The 25,619-nt window shown below is 38.8% G+C and carries 31 protein-coding genes; 15 read left to right on the forward strand and 16 right to left on the reverse strand.

The window, feature by feature from the left end:
• Positions 1-22 precede the first annotated feature (22 nt).
• From PSF28_RS08210 to PSF28_RS08230, 5 genes are all read left to right on the forward strand, one after another.
• A complete protein-coding gene (locus PSF28_RS08210) occupies positions 23-1,483 on the forward strand; it encodes an AMP nucleosidase (protein ID WP_425594628.1) in 1,461 nt (486 codons plus the stop codon).
• Positions 1,464-2,027 carry a GNAT family N-acetyltransferase gene (locus PSF28_RS08215; RefSeq protein WP_210838820.1) on the forward strand — a complete coding sequence of 188 codons (564 nt, stop codon included), beginning with the start codon at positions 1,464-1,466 and terminating at the stop codon, positions 2,025-2,027. Before PSF28_RS08210 ends, PSF28_RS08215 begins: the two co-directional genes overlap by 20 nt.
• Positions 2,028-2,057: 30 nt before the next feature.
• Positions 2,058-2,480 (forward strand): helix-turn-helix domain-containing protein, encoded by a 423-nt coding sequence (locus tag PSF28_RS08220; RefSeq protein WP_210838818.1) that lies wholly within the window; start codon positions 2,058-2,060, stop codon positions 2,478-2,480.
• Positions 2,481-2,585: 105 nt separating this feature from the next.
• Positions 2,586-3,545 (forward strand): acetyl-CoA carboxylase carboxyl transferase subunit alpha, encoded by a 960-nt coding sequence (gene accA, locus PSF28_RS08225; RefSeq protein ID WP_272684889.1) that lies wholly within the window; start codon positions 2,586-2,588, stop codon positions 3,543-3,545.
• A 45-nt stretch (positions 3,546-3,590) separates the two neighbouring features.
• Positions 3,591-4,481: a LysR family transcriptional regulator gene (locus PSF28_RS08230; protein ID WP_210838814.1), complete on the forward strand. Its 891-nt coding sequence runs from the start codon at positions 3,591-3,593 to the stop codon at positions 4,479-4,481.
• On the opposite strand, the gene PSF28_RS08235 is transcribed toward PSF28_RS08230, so the two are convergent.
• The 6 genes from PSF28_RS08235 to PSF28_RS08260 form a co-directional block, all read right to left on the reverse strand.
• Positions 4,482-4,940: an RES family NAD+ phosphorylase gene (locus tag PSF28_RS08235; protein ID WP_210838812.1), complete on the reverse strand. Its 459-nt coding sequence runs from the start codon at positions 4,938-4,940 to the stop codon at positions 4,482-4,484.
• The gene (parS, locus tag PSF28_RS08240; protein WP_004910826.1) at positions 4,937-5,398 is read right to left on the reverse strand and encodes a type II RES/Xre toxin-antitoxin system antitoxin; all 462 of its coding nucleotides are present in this window, start codon (positions 5,396-5,398) and stop codon (positions 4,937-4,939) included. Before parS ends, PSF28_RS08235 begins: the two co-directional genes overlap by 4 nt.
• Before the next feature lie 88 nt (positions 5,399-5,486).
• The gene (locus tag PSF28_RS08245; protein ID WP_109912201.1) at positions 5,487-5,954 is read right to left on the reverse strand and encodes a DUF1456 family protein; all 468 of its coding nucleotides are present in this window, start codon (positions 5,952-5,954) and stop codon (positions 5,487-5,489) included.
• 191 nt (positions 5,955-6,145) lie between these two features.
• The gene (locus tag PSF28_RS08250; protein ID WP_272684890.1) at positions 6,146-6,460 is read right to left on the reverse strand and encodes an AzlD domain-containing protein; all 315 of its coding nucleotides are present in this window, start codon (positions 6,458-6,460) and stop codon (positions 6,146-6,148) included.
• The gene (locus PSF28_RS08255; RefSeq protein WP_272684891.1) at positions 6,457-7,158 is read right to left on the reverse strand and encodes an AzlC family ABC transporter permease; all 702 of its coding nucleotides are present in this window, start codon (positions 7,156-7,158) and stop codon (positions 6,457-6,459) included. Before PSF28_RS08255 ends, PSF28_RS08250 begins: the two co-directional genes overlap by 4 nt.
• Positions 7,159-7,216: 58 nt before the next feature.
• A complete protein-coding gene (locus PSF28_RS08260; protein ID WP_272684892.1) occupies positions 7,217-8,071 on the reverse strand; it encodes an AraC family transcriptional regulator in 855 nt (284 codons plus the stop codon).
• Between the two features lie 485 nt (positions 8,072-8,556).
• On the opposite strand from PSF28_RS08260, the gene leuE reads away from it, so the two are divergent.
• Positions 8,557-9,198 carry a leucine efflux protein LeuE gene (gene leuE / locus PSF28_RS08265; RefSeq protein WP_210838432.1) on the forward strand — a complete coding sequence of 214 codons (642 nt, stop codon included), beginning with the start codon at positions 8,557-8,559 and terminating at the stop codon, positions 9,196-9,198.
• Positions 9,199-9,245: 47 nt separating this feature from the next.
• Here the strand turns inward: leuE and PSF28_RS08270 are convergent, their stop codons facing one another.
• Positions 9,246-9,704, reverse strand: coding sequence for a GNAT family N-acetyltransferase (locus PSF28_RS08270; protein WP_272684893.1), 459 nt, complete (start codon positions 9,702-9,704; stop codon positions 9,246-9,248).
• 117 nt (positions 9,705-9,821) lie between these two features.
• On the reverse strand, positions 9,822-10,706 hold the full coding sequence (locus tag PSF28_RS08275) for a DMT family transporter (protein WP_272684894.1): 885 nt from the start codon (positions 10,704-10,706) through the stop codon (positions 9,822-9,824).
• A 95-nt stretch (positions 10,707-10,801) separates the two neighbouring features.
• Between PSF28_RS08275 and PSF28_RS08280 the strand changes: the two genes are divergently transcribed.
• The 3 genes from PSF28_RS08280 to PSF28_RS08290 all read left to right on the forward strand — a co-directional run bounded on the left by PSF28_RS08280 (position 10,802) and on the right by PSF28_RS08290 (position 13,137).
• Entirely contained in the window at positions 10,802-12,142 is a 1,341-nt protein-coding gene (locus PSF28_RS08280) for an aminotransferase-like domain-containing protein (protein ID WP_272684895.1), read from the forward strand.
• 78 nt (positions 12,143-12,220) lie between these two features.
• The gene (locus PSF28_RS08285; RefSeq protein ID WP_210838423.1) at positions 12,221-12,607 is read left to right on the forward strand and encodes a cytidine deaminase family protein; all 387 of its coding nucleotides are present in this window, start codon (positions 12,221-12,223) and stop codon (positions 12,605-12,607) included.
• 56 nt (positions 12,608-12,663) lie between these two features.
• Positions 12,664-13,137 (forward strand): NUDIX hydrolase, encoded by a 474-nt coding sequence (locus PSF28_RS08290; RefSeq protein ID WP_210838421.1) that lies wholly within the window; start codon positions 12,664-12,666, stop codon positions 13,135-13,137.
• Between the two features lie 41 nt (positions 13,138-13,178).
• On the opposite strand, the gene PSF28_RS08295 is transcribed toward PSF28_RS08290, so the two are convergent.
• Positions 13,179-13,793, reverse strand: coding sequence for a LysE family translocator (locus PSF28_RS08295; RefSeq protein WP_272684896.1), 615 nt, complete (start codon positions 13,791-13,793; stop codon positions 13,179-13,181).
• 151 nt (positions 13,794-13,944) lie between these two features.
• Between PSF28_RS08295 and PSF28_RS08300 the strand changes: the two genes are divergently transcribed.
• Together PSF28_RS08300 and ddlA are read left to right on the forward strand one after the other, a co-directional pair.
• Positions 13,945-14,829, forward strand: a complete 885-nt coding sequence (locus PSF28_RS08300; RefSeq protein ID WP_272684897.1) for a LysR substrate-binding domain-containing protein — start codon at positions 13,945-13,947, stop codon at positions 14,827-14,829.
• A gap of 133 nt (positions 14,830-14,962) precedes the next feature.
• Positions 14,963-16,066 carry a D-alanine--D-alanine ligase gene (gene ddlA, locus PSF28_RS08305; protein ID WP_272684898.1) on the forward strand — a complete coding sequence of 368 codons (1,104 nt, stop codon included), beginning with the start codon at positions 14,963-14,965 and terminating at the stop codon, positions 16,064-16,066.
• A gap of 46 nt (positions 16,067-16,112) precedes the next feature.
• On the opposite strand, the gene PSF28_RS08310 is transcribed toward ddlA, so the two are convergent.
• The 5 genes from PSF28_RS08310 to hisN all read right to left on the reverse strand — a co-directional run bounded on the left by PSF28_RS08310 (position 16,113) and on the right by hisN (position 20,837).
• Entirely contained in the window at positions 16,113-16,664 is a 552-nt protein-coding gene (locus tag PSF28_RS08310; protein WP_272684899.1) for an AAA family ATPase, read from the reverse strand.
• A gap of 118 nt (positions 16,665-16,782) precedes the next feature.
• Positions 16,783-17,556, reverse strand: coding sequence for a GNAT family N-acetyltransferase (locus tag PSF28_RS08315; RefSeq protein ID WP_272684900.1), 774 nt, complete (start codon positions 17,554-17,556; stop codon positions 16,783-16,785).
• Positions 17,557-17,559: 3 nt separating this feature from the next.
• The gene (locus PSF28_RS08320; RefSeq protein ID WP_272684901.1) at positions 17,560-18,660 is read right to left on the reverse strand and encodes an NAD(P)/FAD-dependent oxidoreductase; all 1,101 of its coding nucleotides are present in this window, start codon (positions 18,658-18,660) and stop codon (positions 17,560-17,562) included.
• Between the two features lie 188 nt (positions 18,661-18,848).
• Complete coding sequence (locus PSF28_RS08325; protein ID WP_272684902.1) at positions 18,849-20,009, reverse strand: MFS transporter; 1,161 nt, start codon at positions 20,007-20,009, stop codon at positions 18,849-18,851.
• A gap of 27 nt (positions 20,010-20,036) precedes the next feature.
• Entirely contained in the window at positions 20,037-20,837 is an 801-nt protein-coding gene (hisN, locus tag PSF28_RS08330) for a histidinol-phosphatase (RefSeq protein ID WP_210838405.1), read from the reverse strand.
• 88 nt (positions 20,838-20,925) lie between these two features.
• Between hisN and PSF28_RS08335 the strand changes: the two genes are divergently transcribed.
• The 3 genes from PSF28_RS08335 (at position 20,926) to PSF28_RS08345 (ending at position 23,328) form a co-directional block, all read left to right on the forward strand.
• Positions 20,926-21,696 carry a DeoR/GlpR family DNA-binding transcription regulator gene (locus tag PSF28_RS08335; protein WP_164528839.1) on the forward strand — a complete coding sequence of 257 codons (771 nt, stop codon included), beginning with the start codon at positions 20,926-20,928 and terminating at the stop codon, positions 21,694-21,696.
• A gap of 110 nt (positions 21,697-21,806) precedes the next feature.
• Complete coding sequence (locus PSF28_RS08340; protein ID WP_272684903.1) at positions 21,807-22,727, forward strand: alpha/beta hydrolase family protein; 921 nt, start codon at positions 21,807-21,809, stop codon at positions 22,725-22,727.
• A gap of 1 nt (position 22,728) precedes the next feature.
• Complete coding sequence (locus PSF28_RS08345; RefSeq protein ID WP_210838401.1) at positions 22,729-23,328, forward strand: LysE family translocator; 600 nt, start codon at positions 22,729-22,731, stop codon at positions 23,326-23,328.
• Between the two features lie 40 nt (positions 23,329-23,368).
• Here PSF28_RS08345 and PSF28_RS08350 read toward each other — a convergent pair whose 3' ends face one another.
• Complete coding sequence (locus PSF28_RS08350; protein WP_272684904.1) at positions 23,369-24,151, reverse strand: GNAT family N-acetyltransferase; 783 nt, start codon at positions 24,149-24,151, stop codon at positions 23,369-23,371.
• Positions 24,152-24,335: 184 nt separating this feature from the next.
• Here PSF28_RS08350 and yqfB point away from each other — a divergent pair, with 184 nt between their 5' ends.
• Positions 24,336-24,665 (forward strand): N(4)-acetylcytidine aminohydrolase, encoded by a 330-nt coding sequence (gene yqfB / locus PSF28_RS08355; RefSeq protein WP_272684905.1) that lies wholly within the window; start codon positions 24,336-24,338, stop codon positions 24,663-24,665.
• Here yqfB and PSF28_RS08360 read toward each other — a convergent pair.
• Positions 24,662-25,531, reverse strand: a complete 870-nt coding sequence (locus tag PSF28_RS08360) for a LysR family transcriptional regulator (RefSeq protein WP_272664901.1) — start codon at positions 25,529-25,531, stop codon at positions 24,662-24,664. The two genes, yqfB and PSF28_RS08360, sit on opposite strands and share 4 nt — an antisense overlap.
• Between the last annotated feature and the right edge of the window lie 88 nt (positions 25,532-25,619).

Raw genomic sequence — 25,619 nt, forward strand, 5'->3', positions numbered from 1 at the left:
TGATAAGGAGTTGTGTGTGTCTTTGGAAAAATGCCAGAAATATGAAAACTTATCTATTGAAGATGTTTTGGATAAACTTTCGTTGTTATATAGCAATGCGATAGACTCATTAAGGGACGCTATTGCTATTTATGTAAAAGAAGGCCGCATACCAGATATTACAGAAAGGGAAAATGGGTTATTCGCTTACCCCGAGCTATGTGTAACATGGGAAGGAAAAGTCGATCATTGTGAAAAAACACGTGCTTATGCACGCTTTGTTAAACGAGGTGATTACACCATTACGGTGACTCAACCAGAGTTATTTCGTGCTTATTTAGTTGAACAGCTGTCTATTTTGCAACAAGATTATGATGTTACTTTTGCTGTTCGCCCTTCAAAAATTGAAATTCCTTATCCTTTTGTCATTGATGGCTCAGACTTAATGTTGGATAGGAGTATGAGCAGTAATTTAGCTGCACATTTTCCTATAACCGATTTATCTCACATTAGTGATGATATTACCGATGGCTTGTATTCTGCTACGGATGAAATGCCACTGTCTCATTTTGATGCATTACGTGTGGATTTTTCATTAGCGCGTTTGAAGCATTATACCGGAACCCCACCTGAACATGTTCAACCTTATATTTTGTTCACCAATTATAACCGTTATGTTGATGAGTTCGTGAATTGGGCATGTGAACAGGTACGTGATCCTGAAAGTCGTTATATCGCATTATCTTGTGTAGGGCATAATTATTTAACCGCTGAGAATGCAGACCCACAAATTGCCATTTCTGATTTAACATGGAAAAAATTTCAAATGCCTGCATATCATCTAATCGCTAGGGATGGTGCAGGGATTACTTTAGTGAATATCGGTGTTGGGCCTTCAAATGCAAAGAATATTTGCGACCATTTAGCGGTTTTACGACCACATGCTTGGTTGATGATAGGCCATTGTGGTGGATTAAGAGAAAGCCAAAAAATTGGTGATTATGTTTTGGCACATGCTTATTTGCGTGATGACCATATTCTTGATGATGTATTACCGCCAGATATTCCTATTCCAAGTATTGCAGAAGTCCAACGCGCGTTATATGACGCAACTAAACAAGTTAGTAATATGCCTGGGGAGTTGGTAAAACAGCGACTACGAACAGGAACCGTTGTTACAACAGATGATAGAAACTGGGAATTACGCTTTTTTGCAACGGCTCGCCGTTTTAGTTTAAGTCGCGCTGTTGCAGTGGATATGGAAAGTGCCACAATCGCAGCACAAGGTTATCGTTTCAGGGTTCCCTACGGTACGCTTTTATGTGTTTCGGATAAACCTTTGCATGGTGAGATTAAATTACCGGGCCAAGCAAACAGTTTTTATGAAGGTGCAATTTCTGAACACTTACAAATAGGTATTCGTGCTATTGATTTATTGAGGCAAGAAGGGGATAAATTACATTCAAGGAAATTAAGAACGTTTGATGAACCCCCATTTAGATAGCAAGGAGATGCAATCAATGGCTGTAATACCTGAACTTGAGACAGACAGATTAATATTAAATAAACACCAAGTGAGTGATTTTCCTGCACTTGCGAAGTTATGGGCGACCGAGTCGATGGTTCGCTACATTGGCGGTATGCCATCTAGCGAGCGCGAGTCATGGATGAGAATGTTAGCTTATGGTGGCTTATGGCCATTATTAGGCTTTGGTTATTGGGCTGTCCGCGAAAAAGTAAGTGGCCAATATATTGGTGATTTGGGGTTTGCGGATTTTCATCGCATGGTCGAACCCCAAGTTAAAGGCATTCCGGAAGCGGGCTGGGTCATTGCACCTGAATACCAAGGAAAAGGCTATGCAACAGAAGCGATGCAGGCTGCATTGTCTTGGCTGGTAAAAGAAAATAAGTTTCAGCAATCTATTTGCTTTATTGAGCCGAGGAATTTGGCATCTTTACGCGTGGCTGAAAAGTTGGGTTACGTAGTTGATCGTGAAATTTTTATGAACGGCACAATTACGGTATTATTACGGCAACAACTAGCTTGAGTTGTGAATGTTAGAGCGGGTTATTATTTCATGCATGATGAACTGGATATTTCTCAAGTTAGCCAATTATCAGGTTTAGCGGCATCAACCTTACGTTATTATGAAGAAAGAGGGTTGATTAAACCGATAGGCCGTAAGGGGCTAAAACGGGTTTATCATGGAAAAGATGTTATGACCCGCTTATCTTTAATTGCATTAGGGCAGGAAGCTAAATTTTCACTCGACGAAATTGCTATCATGCTCAATCATAAGGATGGCCCTAATATTGAACGTGGGAGCTTACTCGAAAAAGCCGAGGAGATTGAACAAACCATACAGGGGTTATCTGCATTAAAAAAAGGTATTTTGCACATTGCGAATTGCCCTGAAAAAAACCACTTTTTATGCCCTAATTTTCAAAAAATCATGGAAAATAGTTTAAAATCAAATCAATTGAAGAAAAATCAGCGCTAAATAACTATCCCACTTTTGGTAATAATCAATCCTATTTTTAGGCATGGAATGGGATTGATTCTCTGGTTACACTCCTAAGATTGCAGTTACCATTTTAGGAACGATATGACTCACCATTTTCTTGCATTTGAGAAACCCATTGTTGAACTCAATGACAAAATTGAAGCGCTTATTGCCTTCAAACAGAAAGGGCACTCTTCAGAAATTAAATTAGAGGAAGAAATCCAGCTCTTGAAAAAAAAGAGTCATTCTCTGACAAAAACGATATTTGCATCTCTTGGGGCATGGGAAATTGTTCAATTAGCAAGGCATCCATTAAGGCCTTATCCTCTTGATTATATTTCATTAATATTTACTGAATTTCAAGAATTAGCCGGTGACCGTGCTTTTGCTGATGATAAGGCGCTGGTGGGAGGGCTTGCTCGTTTGGATGGTAGGCCGGTTATGGTGCTGGGGCAACAAAAAGGGCGTACAACAAAAGAGAAAGTTATGCGTAATTTTGGTATGCCGTCGCCAGAAGGCTACCGCAAAGCACTCCGTTTAATGAAAATGGCGGAACGTTTCCACCTACCTGTATTGGTATTTATTGATTCTGCGGGAGCTTATCCTGGCGTTGGTGCTGAAGAGCGCGGACAAGCAGAAGCCATTGCACGCAATATTATCGAAATGTCGCGCTTAAAAACGCCCATTATTTGTGTCATTACAGGTGAAGGATGTTCTGGTGGTGCGTTAGGTATTGGTGTGGGGGATCGTATTAATATGTTGGAATACAGTACTTATGCAGCGATATCCCCGGAAGGTTGTGCCTCTATTTTATGGAAAGATTCCCAAAAGGCACAAATAGCAGCGGAAGTGATGGGAATGACTGCTCCACGGTTAAAAGAGCTAGGCATTATCGATACCATTATTTCAGAGCCTTTGGGTGGAGCTCATCGTGACTATCAGTTAGCTGCAGAACAATTAAAACAACAATTACTCACTGATTTAAATGAGTTAATTCAATTAGACATGGAAGTATTGCTAGCAGAGCGGTATCAAAAAATAATGGATTTTGGATACTGCTAATGCTATTAGTTCAGATTAATAGAGAGTGAACTGTAGGGATTAGAAATGGCTGTTGACCTGAACTTATTGAAAGTATTTATTGCTGTTGCGACACAAGGAAATTTTGTCAATGCGGCAAAATTACTTTCAATGCCAACATCGAATGTGAGCCGTTATATTAAACAGTTGGAGCAACAACTTAACAGCCAGTTAATTGAACGAACAACCCGGCAAATGCGGCTAACTGAAACGGGAAATATTTTATTTGAGCAAAGCCAAAAGCTAGTTAGTGAATTAGAGCAGGTTGTGCTGCAAATTTGTCATCCACAACAACTTACCGGAACGTTACGGCTAACTATCCCCAGTGAATTTGGTAGTCTACTATTCGCGGATTTATTAGCGAAGTTTGCATTATTACACCCACAATTAAATATTCACTGTGATACACAATTAATGCCTCAAGATGTTATTAGTGATGATATTGATTTATTACTCACATTTCATCGTGGTCACCTTGAGGACAGTAGCTATCACTCACGTTTAATCAAATCATGGCAAAGTGTTGTAGTTGCCGCTCCCCAATTACTTGAACAAGTAGGAAAACCGCGTTCATTTACGGACTTAGCTAATATGCCGTGTATTTCAAGCTTGAGTGCATTGCAGGGGCAACCATGGATATTTATTGATTCAGAGGGGTTACAGCAAAAAGTGATAGTTAACAGTAACTATCGCGTAAATAGTGGCATTCTAGCTCACGCTGCCGCAATGAACGGCGTTGGTTATGCCATCTTGGCATTAGAAGGGTGTGCCGAACAGATTACACAGAATAAATTAGTGCAAATAGAATTCGATGAGGTATCACCAGCCCCAATAGAACTGAGCGCGGTTTATGCGAGCCGTAGTGCATTATCACCGAAAATAGACACTTTTTTACAGTATTTGTTAGCAAATACTTAACTATGCTAAGCGTGGGTCAACACTAAAATCCAGCGGTTTAACGGTATGCATGGCTTTTTGAAATTGCGGATGCAACGGGTTGATAATTGCATTGTATTCGTAGGGAATAATACAAGAGGGAATTAACAATACTAAGCTATCTTGGTTATTTAGCCATGTAGTACCAATATCCATGGTAGAGGTTGGTGCTGGGTCTTGCTGCCAATCTGTTGGAAGGTGGTCTAACGACAATTTCATCACGTATCTGTCATTGATATCGATGGACAGCAAGCTGAACTGGTTTAACAGTAAGTCTTGATTGATGTGAACGAGTATTTCAAGGGTGGCTAATGAAATACTCGTTGAAGTATAAACAGCGGGAGTTCCTTTATGATTCCAACGCCCGCCGTAGAGCATGGCTCCTTGGCCTGACCATGCATCATGTACAAAACTGGATTTAACCAATCGATACAAAATCATGAAAACACACCATGCTCAATGCGGCCAATCAAATCAATCACCTCAATGGCTCCACTTTCTGTCGCAATAAGCTCAATAGGGCGTAAATGGCCTAACCCTTTAACTGGGTGATTAAGCCAATCACCTGCTGCATGTTTATCTCCATTAAATAAACGCACTGCCGCATCGAACACGCGTACTAGACGAGCAATTCGTTCGCTTTCATCAGCATTAAGGGGTTGGCCTGCATTTTTGCGACGAGCAATATTGCGTTCATTAATACCGGATATCCGTAATAATTCAGTTTTGCTCATTCCTGACCATTCCTGGATATTGTCTAAAACAGAGACAGACAGCCCTTGGCGTAAGAAGTGGGTCAATTCAATACCACGCTCAGCGGGTAACCCTACATGGCGCCATAGTGGTTTAAAAGATGAAGCAGTCGGTTGAAGTGGGGTTGTGGGGATATAGTTTCTCATTTGAACCTCCTGACATTTGTCATTTCCATTATAGACAAATGTCAGAAAAATGCAAAATAAACGAACAAAAAACAAACAGAAGAAATGGTTATTTATCACCACGTAGACGAATTGTCAGGCCTTTTAGGAAGTAACGCAGTAATTGGTCTCCACATTCGCGATAGTTTTTATGTCCAGGCTTACGGAAAACAGCGTTAAGCTCAGGTTTGGATACGCGAAAATCAACAAGCTGATAGATTTCAATCATATCTGTATCTTTTAATTCAAAAGCCACACGTAATTTTTTGAGCATAATATTGTTATTAAGGCGGCTATCAACGTCAGGTGCGGGATGATTTTCATCTTTACCACGGCGGTGATAGATTAAACCATTCAGAAAATGCCCCATTACATTGTCATTGCACTCAACATATTCAGGCTCATTGTCTTTTTTTAACCAAGTCACCATTTCTTCTTTTGTAACAGCCAAATCTGCGAGTTTTACGATTTTAACCATTTGGGCATCGCTTAAATCCAACATATAGCGAACACTACGTAAAACATAATTATTAAGCATGGTATTGTATTATCCATTATCTATAAAAGTTAATTGGCTATTTATTGAGTAAGTAAGGCCAATAAAGTATTCACTATGACAATCAATGACAGGGTGAAATTGAAAAGGAATGTATTTTGAGAGGGCCATATTATGAGGGATTAACCAAGATAAAGCAAAGCGTTGAACGATGCTTTATCTTGAATATTAAGTTAACCGATAAAATAAATAAGGGAATAGAAAAATACTAAGGTAAGACCGACAGTTAACAGCATATTTTTCAATACTGAGGCAACAATGACACAGAATAACGCCCCCCATAAATAAGGATTATCTGGGAAGGCGCGTAGATCATGGTTTTCTAATAGGATAACAGGGGCACAAATTGCAGTTAGCAAGCAAGGTGCTGAGTACCCTAGTGCTTGGCGAACCACGAGGGGAAGACGTATTGGCAACTGTGGTATTAGGAAAATATAACGTAGAGTAAAAACAACCGCTGTTAAGGTAATAATTAAAAGCCAAATCATTTTTCCTCCTTCAATAAACGTGAAACGGCCACTGATACAAACATCCCACCCACACCAGCGATAACAATAGCACTACTGAAGGAGTACATTGAAAATACGATAGCGACAACGAGTGAAAAAATAACACCACAAAGCGTACTTATTTTTCTTGTTAGTGGAACGACGATTGCAAGCAAAGTTGCAACCACAGAAAAATCGAGATGTAAGCGACTCAAATCGCCCACAATATTGGCCATCGCAATCCCACAAAGGCTGGTGATTAACCAAACCAGATAAAAACTAAACCCAGCACCAAAGAGATAGGGAAAACTTAAGCTTTGCCGTTTAGCTGCGCTAATCGCAAACAATTCATCTGTTAATAAAAAGCCGATACTAAGACGTTGAGGAGTTGTAAAGTCCTTAACTTGGGGGCGTAATGTCAGCCCATAAAGTAAGTGTTGGGAAGTGATAAAAAAAACAGAAATAACAATCGTGATATAGCCTGCACCTGAGTTAAGTAATCCAAGAGTGACTAACTGTGCTGCGCCTGCAAATACCATCGCAGACATCGCCACACTTTGCCAGAAATCGAGACCAGTTTCGACAGCCATTGAGCCTGCTAATACCCCCCATGGAATAACCGCAAGGTTAAGAGGAGCGGTATGAACAGCTCCTGTCATCATTGCTTTTTGCCATTGATTACTTTGTTGTGATGCCATTTAAACTAACCTTGTTGTAATTATGAACACTTTTATAATTTGATTGATTTTAAAGAGATTAAATATTAGTAGATAGAATAAAATTGCTCTTTTCACCGATCCGATGCCGAATAAAATTCCCAGGGGTAACCCCAAGGGCTTGTTTAAAATGCCGAGTGAAATGACTCTGGTCGGAAAAACCACATTGGTTTGATACTTCTGCGGGTGAATTTCCTGCTAATAACAGTTTTTTTGCCTTATGTAAGCGGGCTTGTACTAAGAATGCGTGCGGTGTAATTCCTGTATGCAATTTGAACTGTCGTAGAAAGTGCCATTGGCTAAAAGCTGATATTTCAGCTAATTGGCTTAATGAATGTTCTTGTTCGCAGGTATTTATGAGCAAATCACAAATTTGTTCTATGCGTTGCTTTGCGGGTGTTATTTCTGTTAATTCAACTTTAGTCTGGTTGTAACGTAAGGTCAGCCAACTTAAAGAGGATAACAATAAGGTTTCTTTGAAAAGGGTATTACCTGGCTGAGGTAATAGACTAAACAATAAGCGGAGTTGGGCGCTAAGCCCTGCATCCTGTATCACTGCAATAGGAAACCAGGGTATCAACCCTTGATGCTCTGTTGTTAAACCCAGTGTGAGTTGGGTAAAAAGTTCTGGAGTAGGGTAAATAGCCTGATAAGACCAGCCATTTTCCATTGCTGATGAGCCTGTGTGAATTTCATCGGCATTAACTAAAATTATATCCCCTTTAGGGGCGTAGTGGTTTTCGCCAGTACGGAAAAATTGTTGTGCGCCTTCTTCGATAACACCAATGCAAAACCCTTCATGACTATGGCGAGAAAATTTTTGTTGATGATAACGAGCTTTGATCATTTCAAGGCCATTGAGTTCCTCTAGATGAAAATAGTTAGCGCTTTCCATGGAATTCCTAAAATAATAGTTATTAATAACCCAATATTTTTTAATAAAATGTTAAAAGAAAATAATCTTAGCTTGCTATTAAATGGGGTGTTTTAATTTCATGTAGTTTTTATCCAACGTTACTTTTAAATAGCACCGACGTTTATGTTATAACGCGAAATCTCACTCAAATCACTATTACTATTTCATTTGTTTTTGTGGTGTTAAATTCTTAATTATCGAAAAATATTAGCATTAATTACTGCTTTGTTCGGTGTTTGTAGTCCGCTTCTGATTAAGTTGATTGATATGGTTTATTATTCCAATTTTCCGTGTTGATTCATTCATATAAAACCAGTTTATTCTAATATATTGAAATTATATTTCGTATTAACATTATTCATTGGTGATATCTTTTATAGGGTAAATAAAGTCTGTATCATAATAGATATAAAGAAATGATGTGAATTTTTTGTTATAACTTTTATTGAGTTAGCGGGTTTCCTATGCTTGAAAATCTCGGTATTACAAACTTATGGACTTATCTTATCGGTGTTATTTTTATTACACTGGTACCAGGCCCTAATTCTTTATTTGTTTTAACTAGCAGTGCGAAATATGGTGTGAAAAATGGTTATAAAGCGGCATTAGGTGTCTTTACAGGAGATGCTATGCTCATTTTTCTATCATTTTTAGGGGTTGCATCTTTAGTGAAAACATCGCCTATCTTTTTTAGTGTTATAAAATACGCAGGGGCGGCTTATTTATTTTATTTAGGGATTAAAACCTTATATAGCGTATTGCATAAGAAAGAAAATACAGGTGATGTTGATTCAATTACTTTAGAAACCAAGGGTACCTATAAAAAAGCCGTTTTTTTAAGTTTACTAAATCCTAAAATGATCATTTTTTATGTTTCATTTTTTATCCAATTCATTGACCCAGTTTATCCAAGCGCGGGTGTGCCATTTTTTATTCTTGGTGCCATTTTAGAAGTCTGTAGCATGATTTATTTATCACTATTGATTTTTGGCGCGGTTGCCGTAACGAATATGGTTAAACATAATAAAAAACTATCTAAATTCTCTAATAGCTGTATTGGCGCTGTATTCTTGATGTTTGGAGCAAAACTGGCACTAACCGCATAATAGTTTTATCAGAAATAGCCGGCCCATGCGCTGGCTATTTTTTACCACTAACGTTTCATTACGGTTACCCACTCACCATTCACTAGCCTCTGTTCAGCGTCTTCCCAGCCCATTTGGCGATATACTGCTTGCATATCTGGCGTGTATAAATACAAAGGGGCAATGTTGAATCTATGGTAATACTGGTAAAGTTGTTCAATCAGTTTTGTGCCAACTTTTCTCCCACGAGCAGATGGGATCGTGAGAACTTCGCCTAACCACCATTGAGCACCTGAAACGTCTGGAAGCTCATGCAAAATAATGCTTGCACAGGCAAGTAATTGCCTATATTCATCAACAAAGCATGACAATATTTGTGGGTTATCTATGTGGCTACGGTTAAATAATCGTTCTTTTATAATGGAAATGTCAGACCACGGCGTTAATGTTGCCCATTCTTGGTGTAATGCAGAGCTGATTTGATCAATTAATTGTGTATCTTGCTGCTGGACAATAACAAATTGCATTTTTAATCATTCCTTGCAATTAAAGAGGGAATTTACAGTCAATTGCTGCCAACTATCATACGATAATTTATCTTCTCTAATCGCGCTTCGAATGCCCCATGTTTTTCAATAAGAAACTCACCCTGCAAATCTTTTGGATGCTGCAACACAAAAGATCACACCACAAGTTGAAATGACCATTAATATATCTACAGTTTCGTGTAGTAGCCATGCTGACAACAACAAACCAATAAATGGCTGTAATAACTGTAACTGCCCTACACCAGCAATACCACCTTCAGCTAAGCCTCTATACCAAAAAAAGAAACCAATGAGCATGCTAAATAATGAAACATAAAGTAAACCTCCCCATGCCTTGCTCGGCACTGCCATTACATTTCCCGGCCATAAGGTAATACACAGCACTAACATAATGGGCAAAGAGATAACTAATGCCCAACAAATCACTTGCCAGCTACCAAGGTGTTTTGACAGTACGGCACCTTCTGCATAACTCAGGCCACATAACAAGATAGCGATTATCATATAGAGGTCACCAAGCAAGCTGCTTTCTCCACCTTGAAATAATGCGAAGCCGATAACAAATAAACTTCCTATTACTGAAAACAACCAAAACATTTTGCGAGGGCGCTCGTGGGCACGCAAAACGGCAAAAAAAGCGGTTGCGAGAGGCAGTAAACCTATGAATACAATTGAGTGTGCGGAACTTACATACTGTAATGCCAAAGCGGTTAACAAAGGGAAACCAATAACCCCACCCATAGAGACAATGACTAAAGGGAGAAAAGTGGCTTTATTAGGGAGTTTTTGGCGTAAAAACAGAAAAATAATGATAGAAATAATGCCTGCAATAGTAGCACGTGCAGCGGTTAAAAAATCTGGACTGAACCCATCTATAGCCATTTTCGTTGCTGGTAAGGAGCCACTGAAAATAACGACACCAATAAAACCATACAACCAACCTCGTGTAGAAGAGGGTTGTGTTGATACTGTTTGTTCCATAATTTCCTCATTAAATGAATAGGTAAATATCTTGAGTTCGAGAAAATTAATGCAGATAATTATGACAATCAAAAAATTGTCATAGGTACAATCACATGGCTCAGGCACGTTACCAAAAATACGTCGATAAAATGGCAGGGCAGATTTCTCGTGGGGAGTTGAAGCCAGGAACTCGATTGATGACCCATCGCGCATTTGCTAAGCAGGAAGGTATTTCATTGGTGACAGCGTCACGGGTGTATCGTGAGCTTATTGAAAAAGGCTTAGTGAGTGGCGAAACGGGTAGAGGAACTTTTGTCAGGGATATCCATCTGCTACCCGCATTGAGCATTGAACAAGATGTAACACCCGAAATGCTAGATTTAAATTTTAGTTACCCAATTGCAAAAGAGCAAACAAAGTTATTACGAGACTCGTTAAGAGAGCTTTCTATCGGTGGTGATTTGGAGGGGATCTTATATTATCAGCAACATACAGGCCGTCATCATGAGCGAATTGTTGCGGCTAATTACCTAGCACAACAAGGTTTTTCCAACGTATCACCTGATACTATTTCTTTTGTAAGCGGTGCACAGCATGGCCTAGCGACTATTATTTTGGGGATGTTTAGCCCTGGAGATTCGATAGCTGTCGACGCTCTTACTTACCCAGGCTTTAAAGCATTAGCTAAGACATATCATATTGAATTAATTTCAATACCGGTATTAGAGAGTGGGCCTGACTTAGCTGCTTTAGAGCAACTGTGTTTGCAAAGAAAAATTCGTGGTTATTATACAATGCCTACAGTGCATAACCCTTTGGGATGGGTTATGTCTTTATCAGCACGTAAGGCTTTGGTAGCAATAGCAAAAAAATATGATTTATTACTGATTGAAGATGGCGCGTATGCATTTTTGCAACGACCACTGACAATTCCATTAGCGGTGTTGGCACCAGAAAGAACGTTTTATATCGCGGGATTTTCGAAAAATATTGCTACAGGCTTGCGTGTTGGTATCGTTTTAGCGCCACAACAATACATATCTAACATCGAAAAAGTGATACGTATAACGACGTGGAATACGCCAGCATTAACCACGGCAATTATTTGCGATTGGATAAAAAAAGGGGAAGTTGCCAAAATTGAACGAAACAAAAGGCAAGATGCGAGAAATAGACAAAAAATCGCTGAGCGAATTTTCACTGACCTCCCTTATATAGCCCATCCCAACAGTTATTTTCTTTGGCTACCGTTGCCTGAAGGCGTCCGTTCAGAGCCGGTGATTAGCGAATTGGCTAAACATCATATCGCTGTGAGTAGTGCTAGCTCTTACTCGACAGCAGTCGCTGTTCCTCAAGCTATTCGTGTCGCCATTAGTACCGTTTCTGATGAGGAGCTTGAAAGCGCGTTGAAAACAATAAAATCAGTCATTCTTTATATGGTGGACTTAGAATAAAGCACAAAAAAATTGATATTATTATATCTAGTTAACGTCTAATACGAACATATCAATAGAATAGTTAGCGGAGAAGTAATGTTAAAACACTTAATTGAAGTAGCAAAGAAATATGCTAAACCTGCAACCTTTAATGGTTATGTAGAAAGTGGTTATGTCGCTTCTGCATTAGAAACAGAAGATGGCGAGATTTATAGTGGCATCAGTATTGATTCTGCCTGTTCACTTGGCTTTTGTGCGGAACATGCTGCAGTTGCGGATATGCTTAAAAATGGTAAATCAGTCATTAAAGCTATTGTCGCCGTTGATGCTTCAGGCTGTATTGTTCCGCCTTGTGGGCGCTGCCGGGAATTGCTAAGCCAGCTGTCGGATAAAAACCAGTCAACAGTCGTTGCAGTCAATGAAAACACGCAGGTGACATTAGCAGAGTTAATGCCTTATGACTGGAAGGCCGCAAGGTGTTAGGCTCGAAATAAAAATACAATGTAGAAATAGTAAAATAGAAAAAGGGCAGTGACAGGATGAACGAGGAAGTTAAACATTTTACGGCAACAGCAATGATCCGTAATGAGCATGGTGAGTTTTTATTACACGAGCATCAAAAGCTTGGTTTTTGGTTACCACCGGGTGGCCACATCGAAGTGAATGAAGAGCCACAGCATGCTGTTTTTCGAGAAGTTCTTGAGGAAACGGGGTTAGAATGCCAAGTAGTCAGTTGTGGTTTCCCGTTTGCATCACAAATCCATGATTCATCCCATACACAAGTACTGCCGTTGCCTATAGCTATCTTGAAAGAATTTATTGTCGATAAAAAGAAAGGCAACCATTGGCATATTGATATGATTTACTTATGTGAGTTATTACCTTCATCACAACCGCCTTTTGCACCATTTGAATGGGTGCCATTTGAGGCGCTCGCCAAACTCAACATTCCAGCTGATGTGATTGAGTTGGCGAAAATAGTCAATGAATATTATCGGTTGCAAGGTAAATAATTATCATGAATGTGGGCATAGGTAGGGGTGTAAGTACAAGATTAATTTACATTAAAGAATAATAAAGATAGTCCCAATAGAATGAGTAGTGCGCCAATTGTTCTATCCATAATAAATTGGTAGTTAAGGATTTTGTTTCGTACTACGGGTGTTGCAAAGAAAATAGCAATTAGACTAAACCAAAGCCAATGAGCGAAAGAAATAAATAGGCCATAACTTAAATTTAACCAAATTGAGTTCTGTGTACTGATAACTTGGCTGTACACAGAAACCACAAAAAACATGGTTTTTGGGTTTAAAGCATTCGTCAAAAAACCATTTTTAAAAGCGTTTAAGGCAGATAATGGCTTTGATGCTGCATTATTCGAGGATATTTTTACTTTATTCGTTAATGATTTAAATCCGATATACACCAAGTAAAATACCCCAATAAGTTTAACAATTAAGAATAATGTTGGTGAACTCATGATGACCAGCGTGATACCAAAAACGGTATAGAACACATGAACCTGTACCCCAATAGCGATACCTAGCGCACACAGTAAGCCTGTTTTAATGCCATAGGTATAACTATTGCGAGTTACCATAGCGAAGTCAGGCCCCGGACTAATGACGGCTAAAATGGTGATGGTCGCAACTGCAATAGTTTCATTCATATTAATTTCCTGAAAGGTAATAGAAACAGACTAAAAATGTATTTTCTTTGAAATAATTTGTTTATCTATTGTTTTTATTATCAATGGATTGAATAAAACTAAAAAGCGATTTATCCTGACGCAAATCTGTCAGTTTTTATTACCTATATATATGAAACTACCACCGTTAACATCATTACGTTTTTTTGATACTGCTGCGAAAGCAGGCAGTTTTGTGAAAGCGGCACAAGAGCTAAATGTGACTCACAGTGCGATTAGTCGACAAATTCGTTTATTAGAAGAATACCTTGGTGTCGAGTTATTCGAACGAAGGAACCGAGCTGTTTTTTTAACGGCTAACGGGCAAATATTGTTGCAAACAACTAGTTCGATATTTGAGCAGCTTAAAGACGGTGTTGAAAAGATAAAAAATAGCATATTTCCTGATGTTGTTAGCTTGTCATGTGAACCAACAATTGCAATGAAGTGGTTAATTCCTCGACTTACGCATTTTTATCAACAATATCCTCATATTACGGTACATCTAGTTGCAGCAGGTGGTGTTATTGATTTTACAAAAGCGAATGTTGATTTAGCATTGAGGCGTAATGATTTTAAATGGAGTGACAATCTTTGTGCAGTAAAAGTCTGTTCAGAACGTATGGGGGTTGTGGTTCGGCCTGAACTTGATCTTAAGAAAAATTTTGCTTACATACCACAATTGTCGACGACATCTAGACCTAATGCATGGGCAACTTGGCAGAATATAAAAAAAGTTGCTCTTCCAAATAGTAAAACCATTACATATGAGCATTTTTACTTGTGTATTCAAGCTGCATTGGCGGGGCAAGGAGCAACGCTTGCATCATTTTTGATGGTTGCGGATGAAGTGCAATCAAAGCAATTAGCCGCACCATATGGTTTCATTGAAGATAATTCTGCGTATTATTTATTGTCATCGAAACCTATAGAACGAGGCAGTGCAGCAGCTACTTTTACCCAGTGGTTAATAGAACAGGTAAGTATCAGCATTGAAACCCTGATTGATGAAAGATAATTAGGCATCAAAAAAAGACGGTTTGATTATAAAGCCAGCGAACCCTAATGAAAAATAAATAATTTATGTCATAAGCATTTCTTTGCGTGCTATATTTCTCTGCTAGGTTTGGTGTTTTATGTCGGAGCAAATAATGAGCAAGATACGAGTAGGTGTTATTTTTGGTGGTCGATCAACAGAACATGAAGTTTCGCTACAGTCCGCTAAAAATATTATCAATGGATTAGATCGTAATAAATTTGATGTATGCCTTTTGGGTATTAATAAAGAAGGGCAATGGCATGAATATAACGAATCTGATTATTTATTGCATGGTGATGACCCGTCTCGGATTGCATTGAATACACCAAAACATAGCATTGCACTTGTTCCGGGGAAAACTCGAGAGCAATTCATTTCCCTTGAAGATACGAAGCCATTGCCGCAAATTGATGTCATTTTTCCTATTGTCCACGGTAATTTAGGTGAAGACGGTTCGCTGCAAGGCTTATTGCGCATGGCGAATTTACCGTTTGTCGGGCCGGGGGTTTTAGGTTCGTCCGCCTGTATGGATAAAGACGTTACCAAAAGATTACTTAGAGATGCTGGCTTAAATATTGCCCCGTTTATTACGGTGCTTAAAAATGAACGTGCAACAACGGAATATGAAGCCACAGTGGCACAGCTAGGCTTACCACTATTCATTAAACCTGCAAATCAAGGTTCATCTGTCGGGATCAGCAAAGTCAGCACTAAATCGGAATTTGAAACGGCTCTTGATTTTGCCTTTTTATTTGATACTAAAGTCCTTATTGAAAGTGTAGTAAAAGGGCGTGAAATTGAGTGTGCAGTATTGGGTAATGAAGTACCTCTTGCCAGCCCTTGTGGTGAAATCGTGTTGCACGATAGTTTTTATGCATACCATACCAAATATATTGATGAGAATGGCGCATCTGTCGTTGCTCCTGCACAATTAGATGAGGCGGTGAGTGATAAAATTCGTGAGATTGCTTTATCCGCATACCGCGCATTAAATTGCTATGGAATGTCCCGTGTGGATGTTTTCTTAACGGAAAATAATGACGTCGTTATCAATGAAATCAACACATTGCCTGGTTTTACGAATATCAGTATGTATCCGAAACTATGGCAGCAAGGCGGTATGACCTATCAGCAATTAATTAGCCGCTTAATCGAGTTAGGAATTGAAAAATTTCAACAAACAGCGATGTTGAAAACGGCATGTGATGAGCTTTAATTGCTGAATAATACTATCTCGGTAGTTTTTATGACTGCCGAGATGTTTATTTACTCTGAACTTGAACCTTCATCTGTTGTAAAAATAAGTTTGTTTCTTTTGGTGAGGTAAGCCGAACAAACTGAATATGGCGTAAATTGAGATTTGCCATATGACTTAGATTTCTTTTCTTATTTGGATAGTAAGTCTTTAGCAGCCACAGAATTATCGAATCGCGACTGAAAAAGGCATTTTTCCAACGTTCTTTGTTCCCTGTATTTTCCCACAGCTCTTGTCCAGAACGAATGCGCGCTAATGTGCGCGTAATCGACTGATAAAGGGTTCGAGGCAAGGAGTAATCCAACCAAACCACCATGTCGACTTCTTTCCATTTAATGGGTTGAGTCCGTGTATAGTTGCCATCAAGTACCCATCCAGATACTGCTTTATCTAATGCATCAGTGAGTTTCTGGTTAAGCTCATCATCCGAAGAACCTTGCCAATTTGCTAGCCAATATAAGCTATCTAACTCGATAGAAGGGACATTTAATAACAAAGAAAGTTGCTGGCACAGGGTACTTTTACCGCTGCCACTAGTGCCAATAATATTAATTTTCATATGTAAACATCAGACAATTTTGTCACTAGGGTTGGTCTGGAAATGACTGAATTTGGAACCATTGTATGAACAATGATCCCAGATTAGATGCCTCTACAAATAACACTATTGCTTTAAATTATTTGCACCAGACATAATTGATATAGCGAAATAATGGCTCAAAACCAAATTTTTTATACAGGTCAAATCCTGCTTCTGAAGCATCAAGGAAACAGTGCTCTACACCTTGCTGGCGGCAAAATGCTAAAGCATAATCAATGAGTTGTGATGCATAACCATTACCTTGATGGTTTGGCTCAGTACCAATATCATCAAAACGGGCTAACGTCCCTTCAATTGTCACGGTCATTGAAGTCGCGGGTTCTCCGTTGACGAGTAACACAAGATGAAATTGCGGTGCGCCTTGTTGCAAAGCATCCTCATGATAACGCACATATTCTTTAATAACCTGGTCGTGCTCTTCAGATAAATAAAATGCGGAAACAAGTGGCTTTGCCCACAAAGACAAATCGTGATTCGCTAAGACGATATCGACTTGGTTATCAGGCAGTTCAACCTCATTTTGTTTTGCTAAGGTCAATGCCATTGCAGTGGTGACGCTGTCATGTTTGTAACCTAGTGACTCAGCCTCAGTAACCACCTGCTGGAGCATCTCTTCGGGGATCACTAAGGTATGGTTTTTCTTCTGTGAAACAAACAGGTTGTGAGCCTGCATAAAGGCGTGACTGGTCGAGTCAGGCTGCAAATAAATGAAGTTAAACGCCGGAGAATTAAGGGGCGTTAAATAGCAAATGGTGTGTTGTGCAATCTGGATACTATGTTCACAAATAGATGTCCAAAATGTTTTTTCAATCGATTGATAATGTCTTAAATAGTACAACGGAATATTCATTTGTCAGTTACCTGATACAAAACGAGTTAATCGATATGGGCCTAATGCAGCTTGTTCAATTCCATGCAAGATTTCATCTTGAGCCAATTGGCATATCAAAGGCGCTAGCGTAATCGCAGCGTGCATACTGATAATATATAAACCTTCAAAATCAGCAACTTTTCCGACAATTGGCATCTCATCTTTAGGCATAGGTCGCATTCCTTTGAAAGCGTTTTCAAGATTTAACGTGTTACTACCTATAAATGAATTTTTAATCGTTGTAAGGGCGTTTTGTGCGATAGCCACTGCACTGTGTTCGGGCTTTTCGCTAATATAATCATCAGCACAGAGTATTTTACCTGAACCTGCCGGTCGTAGCTCCATTTGTGGTGTTGAAATGATATGTTGAACCAATGTTTGTTCGGTGGAATCATTGATGTGCACAATGATAGAAGGAGAGGCGGTAACCGGTAATTCAACATCAAGTGATTGCATAAGGGCGGTTGCGTCTGCGCCAGCAGTCACGATAACCTGTTCAGCTAAAAACGTATTTTTATGGGTATTTACGCCAATTATGCGTCCATTTTCCTGCAAAATAGTGTGAACTTCCTGCTGAGGTAAATAGACAACACCTTGTTCGATAGCAAGGGATAGTAACGCTTTTGTTGCATGAATCGGGTCAACACTACCTTCATCTGGGCAAAATGCAGCAAGTTCAGGTAAAGCAGACAAGAAAGGTTCCATCTTGTGTACGGTTGATTTGTCCAATAATTCGACATTAAATCCACTTTGTTGGTAGTGGTAGACATATTCTGCAGTTGCTGAATCTGTTTCCTGCCAACTGAGAGCGCCTGTCCACTGGATATTTAACTTTCCATCTGTGTGTTTATCGAGTTCATGCCATGCCACGAGGGCTTGTTGTCGAAGTTGACTATATGCATCAGGCCTTCCATATGACACATTCAACCAAGCGAAAGCGTGCTGTGTGACACCTTGGCCAGCGTGTGCTTTATCAAGCAAAATGACCTGCTTATCGGATTGTCTTGATAGATACCAAGCTAATGTTGTACCAACAAAACCAGCACCAATAATGATAATCTTTTTTTTATGAGTAGGGTTCATTTAGCCTCAGTATATATGGAAGTCGCTAGCAGAAAAATCAGATGGAATTTTAATAGTTTAATGAATAATTATATATATGGAATCTATAAATAGAGCACGATTGTTCCCATTTTTATCAGATATGAACAATTGATGAGGGAAAATGGAGTGTAAGGCTACAACGCAGTAGCCTTAAGAGATTCAAAAAATTACACGCGAATAAAACGAGTTACAAAAGCAATAATAACTAATAATGCAGAAATTAATAATAATGCAGTTGCCAAGGATAATTGAAAAGCAACAAAACCAATAGCTGCAGGTCCAGCCAAAATACCTAAATAGCCTAAAGTTGAAATTGCGGGTACAGCAAGAGCCTCTGGCATCGTTTTTTGCTTCCCTACAGCAGAAAACATCACTGGGACTATATTAGATGAACCTGCACCGACTAATGCAAAACCTATGATGGCAAATATGAGATAAGGAGATAAAACAGCAATAACAAAACCAAGGCAAGCGAGTAAAGCACCTAAAAATACGACACGAGCAGAACCGACTCGCATAACAATTTTGTCACCCAATAATCGGCCAATAGTCATGGTTGTGGCGAAAGCCGCAAACCCTAAACCGCCTAAAGTTTCTTTTAATCCATGGTGTTCAATTAGAAATACAGCTCCCCAGTCAAGAACTGCACCTTCAGCAAGAAAAACGGCAAAACAGACAATCCCAATAACTAAAACAATGCCTTTCGGGATAGCAATAAGGGGGCCAGTTGGGGCGTTAGCGTAAGGGATTAAACCGTTATAGCAAGCCGCTAATAGAACCACCGCAACAATTGAAATAATGATTGATGCCATTGTCGCGGAAACACCAAGTAGCAAGATCAAACTCATGGTACCTGCACCTGCTATCCCCCCGACACTATAAAAACCGTGAAAACCAGACATAATTGGCTTGTCGGATGATTTTTCAACAATAACAGCTTGGATGTTCATCGCACAATCCGTTAAGCCAATGAAAATTCCAAAAAATAACAAGGTAACGATGATAAAGTTAACTTGCGATAAAGAAGATAAAATGGGGAATAACAAACAAAAGGCGATAGTGGAAAAAACCATTAAACGGCGGCAGCCATACTTGGCCGCTAATGCTCCGGTCACCGGCATAGCAATAAGTGCCCCTCCACCGAAACATAATAGTAGCATGCCAAGGGTGGCATCATTTGCCCCTGTATTAAGTTTGACATAAGGAACAATGGCTGCCCAAGCCGCGGTAACAAAACCAGCAATAAAAAAAATAATTCGAGTAGAAACTTGCTCCCTTTTTGCGGGTATCAAGGAAACATGGCTATTAACTTGTTGAGTAGATTGCATTTTATAGGGCTTCTTAAAAAGATAAAATTAACTACCTGTATTTAAGATAGTCAGAATTTGTTCATGAAGGTATGGGCAACCCGTGGCTACAACAGCACCGCCTGCTTCAGCTCGGCTGCCATCTAATGTAGTCACTATGCCACCAGCACGTTCTATAATAGGGATTAATGGAACAATATCATAAGGTTCCAGTGCGAATTCGACACAAATATCGATTCTACCCGCTGCTAGCATTGCCATTGCATAGCATTCTCCCCCATAGCGAGTCATTAATACTTGTTTCTCAAGCGCCATAAAATGAATGTCTGGCCGTGCTGCTATAGGCTCAGGCGATGTGGTATGCAAGATGGCTTGTTCGAGTTTGACTTGTTTGCGAGTAGATAAGCGATATTGTCCGTGAGAGCTACTGGTCCAACTCCCGTGTTGGTCTGCCCAAAAACGTTCGCCAATATAGGGTTGGCTCATCATCCCCATGACTGCTTTGCCATGCTCAGTTAGGCCTATCAGGTTTGCCCATAAAGGGAGCCCACAAAGGAAAGGGCGGGTTCCATCGATGGGGTCAAGTACCCATTGAATGGGACCTGTACCCGTTATTCCATATTCTTCACCCATGATAGAATGCGTTGGATAATGTTTAGATATCAGTTCTCGCATGGCTTTTTCTGCGAGCTTATCCGCTTGAGTGACTGGGTCGAAGCGATAGTTGGCTTTGGGTTTGTTTTCAATAACACTAAGTTCATTTGTTCGATAGTATTCAAGAGAAATTTTACCGGCAGTATTGGCAAGTTCATGTAAGAAAAAGCTATCTGGTAACTGAGAGTGCGTCATTTAATTGTCCTCGAGTGCTTGAACAAGATAGTGTTTGACATCTTTTCTTGCTCGATTATGATTGATAAAAAAGTTAATGAGGAAGTGTATGCTCGATTATGTCGCTTTTCCAGAACAAAGGCAAAATAAAATTCGCCAGTTACTACAAGATGAAGGGCGTGTGGTTTGCACGACGTTAGCCCGTGAAATGCAAGTATCAGAGCATACTATTCGCAGGGATTTAAATGAATTAGCACAAGAAGGCGTTTGTCGTCGAGTCCATGGCGGTGCGGTCAGTATGCTTGAGGAAAAGGGCACATTCGAGCAGAGAACGACACAAAACCAAGATGAAAAAATCAAAATAGCGAAGGCTTGCAATAAACTAGTCAAACAAAATACCTGTATTTTTATTGACTCAGGTTCAACTAACTTAGAAATCGCTCGTTATTTACCTTCAGAACTATCGTTGACGGTTGTGACTCATTCTCCAGCAATAGCATTAGAACTAATGAAGAAGCCACTATGTGAAGTGATTTTAATTGGTGGAAAATTAAACCGTCAAGTTGGCGCGAGTATTGATATTTCTGCAGTGAATCAAATCAATCAAATCCATTTTGACCAATGCTTTATTGGTGGCTGTGCTTTAGATCCACAAATGGGGGTTTCGATATTTGATTATGAAGAATCTAAATTTAAGAAAATCCTTTTTGAACGCAGTAATCAAGTCATTATGGGGGTAACCGCAGACAAATTACCTGGAGTTGCGAGGTATAAGATTGCCAATTGTGAACAAATTTCAATCTTAGTTATGACAACAGAATTGAATAAACAAACGACTGACTTGTTTACTAATATGGCAATAAAGATTGCACAAGCATAGGCCACATGTCTAACTTTTATCTTGTATCATGAGGGCATTTTAGGTGCTATTTGTTATAAAAAATCAATATAATATCTTCGAAAGGCCCTTATAGACATGATGAGTGCGCGATGAAATTAAAAATGACTACCTTGTTACTTTCACTTTATTCATTGGGTGTATTTGCTCAGGATTTATCTGTGAATATGCAAACCATGCACTTTGCAGGAAAAGAAATAAACTATTACTTAATCCAAAAACAAGCCGAAAAATCAAAGGATTTATTAGTTCTATTACAAGGCTCTGATTGTAAAAGCGTCATTAATAATCCAAACATGCTGAAAAATTTCGGTGTGGTATTTCCTGATAATGATATTTTATTAGTTGAAAAAACAGGGTTAAACAACCTAGTGGGGGCTAATGATGAAGAAGCTTCGGAAGAAGAATGTCCTGTTGACTATATGTCGAAAGATTCACCATTAGAACGCGCCAATAATTATGTTGCAGTCTTACAACAATTAAAAAATGATTACCAACACATAGTGCTATTAGGCGGAAGTGAAGGTGCACTGGTAACTAATTTAATTGTTGCACAAGAAAACTTTATAACCGCATCCGTTGCATTGAATGTCGGCGGCCAATATTTTATTAATGATGTTCTGTATAGTATTGAAAATAATACGCCTAAAGAAGAAATTGCTAACTCAAAAGAAGGTTTTAAACAATTTGCAGAAGCAGTAAAACAAAAGCAATTAAACAACGACCAATTTGTCAGCGGCCATGGCCCAAAATGGTGGTATGAGATGCTCACCATTGACAATTTAAAACTTATTCAGTCAGTTAAAACTCCACATTTGGTGATACAAACGATGGCGGATACCAACGTGGATGCTCATGGTACAGATAATATGATGAAACAAATCCGTAATCCCCATGTCAGCTACCGAGCATATCAAGATTTAGACCATTTTTTTAAAGATAAAAATGGGCAGTTGCATACTGAGCAAATTGTGACGGATATTCAACATTGGTACCAAACGGTGACAAAATAAAGTGGATATACTCGGATTTATCGTTATATTATTTCCCATTGTCGTGTCACCGGGAGCAAGCTTTGCGATTGCTTTAAATAGTGTATTAAACCAAGGTATTAGAGGGCTGTTCATACCTATTGTTGGAACAGGATTAGGCATTTTAACTCATGGTTTTTTAGTTGGAATTGGTTTAAGTAAAGTACTGGTTTCTTACCAGTGGGTAATGAATTTAATTGGCATTTTAGGTACGTTATATCTATTGTATCTTGCAGTTTCATTGATCATTTCAGGGGTTAATGCCGGTAAAATAGAAAGCTCTCAAGAAATAAAAAAAATCACGGTCAAAGATGCTTATTTAGCTAATTTACTTAACCCAAAAGCGATTATTTTATATTTAGTTGTTGTTTCTAAATATGCAGGAGCAGACCCGTCACTCGCTAACTTTCTAGTATTATCACTTATCCATATTATCATGATGGCGTTATGGCTGCTGGTTTCTTGTTCCATTTTAATTATTTCTTCTTCCTCCCTTAAAGTCTCAACATTACGAAAATACATTAATATTGGAGGGGGAGTCTTGCTATTAGTGATTACATTCGAGCCTTATCTTTTTAGGTAAAGTAAAATGCACCTTGTTTATTAAGATGCATTTTATAAAATCACTCCGAAATATAGCTGTAGTAATTAAATATAGGTACAAAACCCAGTTTTTTGTAGATAGATAACCCTTCACTGGATGACTCCAATACACACTGTTTAACCCCTTGTTGATGGCAAAGGTATAGCGCATGTTTAATAAGTAAAGTCGCGAGCCCTTTACCTTGGTATTGAATATCAGTACCAATATCATCAAGTCGAGCTGTTTCATAATTAAATGTCATAGTTAAGGTTGAGACTGGTTGCTGATCTGCAAATAAGACTAAGTGTACCATATTAGTTTGTTTATCAAGTGCTCTTTGGTGATAACGAATATACTCGTCGGTAACAGTTGAGTCATCTTCATTTGTATCAGCATCGATAGGGAATGCCGTAATTAAAGGCTGAGCCCAATCTTTGAGTTGATTATTGCTTAACACAACCTGAAAACCAGCATTAAGCTGCGGTGGTGAATTGTATTGAGATAGAACGTCTTGCGGCAAAATCATTGCGGTTGATTCACCATCGTAGATTAATCCCCGAGCTATTATTTCTGACTCAAATTGTGAATGTATTTGGTCATGAACAATAAGTACATAAGGCTTAGCTTGTTGTTTAAACAGCATTTCAGCCTTCTCGTAATCTGAAATGAGCGCACCTTGGTGGAGGTAAATATAATTAAATATAGGCAATGGTAGCTCAGAAAAGTAAGCACTAGTTTGGTTGCTGATTTTCACTACATTTGCACATATAGCAGACCAAAAGTAGTGTTCTTGTTGATAAAACAAATTTTCATTGTTATCCATTATGCGTACTCAGTTTATAGTCGTAGATAATATTTTTATGGCTTGATTGTATATAAAATGAAATGATCGCTATAGCATTCGTATAATTGAAAGCACAAAAAGAACCATTTTATTGCAATTTATTGAGGTTATAAGAAAATAGGTCTTCCTAGAGAAGACATGGTATAAAAATAAGAGAATTATTATGAATAACACGCCAGACACGATAACCTTTTTTGAACGTTTACTTCCATTGGTGGTTTCCGGTAAAAAAATTATCACTATCCGTGATAAAAGCGAGAGTGATTATGTTCCTGGGACTATTGTGAAGGTATATGCGTTGGAAACAGGTGAATACTATACTGATATTAAAATACTGTCGGTAGAGCCCATTTCTTATTATGACATTTCTGAATACCATGCTAAGCAAGAAGCCATGAGTTTAGAGACGTTGAAAGCGCTTATCAAAGAAATTTACCCAAATGAGCAATATTTATACGTAATCACTTACCAATTGCTGAATAGCACTGACTAATCACAATATAGTTTTTTGGCAATTTGTAAAAATGCCTTTGTTGCAGGTGATGCTTGGTTTTCGTTATTAACAGCAAAAGCAATACTGCGCTTAACTGGTGGGTTAAGGGGTTTAATCACGATGTCTTGAAGATGCGTAGGAATTGCTAGTTGTGCAACAATAGAAATAGCTTCTCCCCGAGCAACGAGTGTAAAAGTACTTAGCAATTGTTTTGTTTTAAATTGAATTTTTGGCGTTAATTTTTGTGCATGAAATAAATCTAGAACGATTTTTCCAGAACCTGCTTGGGTTAAATTAAATGGATAATCACAAAGCTGTTTCAAAGAAATAGACGATTCATTTGCCAGAGGATGGCCTAATGGCAGTATAGCAACCATTTGGTCGTCTTTGACTTTAAACGTATCAAAGCGTTCATCGGGTAAAACGACAACACCAATATCAATTCGCTTTTCTTGTAACCACTGTGTAACGGTTTCATCATCACCTTCATCAACCATAATATTTATCAATGGATATTTTTGGCGAAACCTATCGAGTAATGGAGGTAACAGCCCTAAAGATGACCCGGGACCAAAAGAACCAATTCGCAGAATACCCGCCTTCAGACCATTTGCAGCAAATGCTTCTTGCTTCATCGCCTCCTGAATATTGAGCATATTATGAGCTCTTAATAAGAGCTTTTTCCCTATCTCAGTTAACGTGGTTTGATTTTGTTCTCGAGTGAATAACACGACACCAAGATCTTTTTCAAGGGATTTTATCGCGTGTGAAATGGCTGACTGAGAGATGTTTAATTTCATTGCAGCAAGCGTAAAACTTTTGAGTTCGGCAACAATTGTGAATATTTCAAGTTGGCTTAATGTCATGAGTAAATGCTCATTAGGATATGACCTAGCATTAAGGTTAGCTTATCCATCATGTAAAGAGAAGATAAATATGAGTTGATAACAGGGA

Source organism: Providencia sp. PROV130, from assembly GCF_028482225.1.
Taxonomy (GTDB): Bacteria; Pseudomonadota; Gammaproteobacteria; order Enterobacterales; family Enterobacteriaceae; genus Providencia; species Providencia rettgeri.